The following is a 270-nucleotide window of genomic DNA, read 5'->3' as shown; positions in this document are numbered from 1 at the left end:
GCCCGCGGAGGCCGGGCCGTGAAGTACATCGACGAGTTCCGCGACGGCCGCACGGCGCGCGTGATCGCCGCCGCCATTGCCCGCGAGGCCGATCCGGCGCGGCGCTATCACATCATGGAGTTCTGCGGCGGCCACACCCACGCCATCTCGCGCTATGGCATCGGCGAGCTGCTGCCGCCCAACATCCGCCTCATCCACGGGCCCGGCTGCCCGGTGTGCGTGCTGCCCATCGGCCGCGTCGATTCGGCGCTGGAACTCGCCCTCGAGCGC

At 72.6% G+C, this 270-nt stretch carries 1 pseudogene; it reads left to right on the top strand.

Annotated elements, in window-relative coordinates:
• Positions 1-18 precede the first annotated feature (18 nt).
• Positions 19-270, top strand: a pseudogene (locus L6Q67_RS24335) (hydrogenase formation protein HypD); the annotation flags it as partial.

Source organism: Zoogloea sp. (assembly GCF_023150065.1).
Taxonomy (GTDB): Bacteria; Pseudomonadota; Gammaproteobacteria; order Burkholderiales; family Rhodocyclaceae; genus Zoogloea.
The sequence above is the reverse complement of the archived record's forward strand: the minus strand, read 5'-3'. Positions and strand labels throughout refer to the sequence as shown.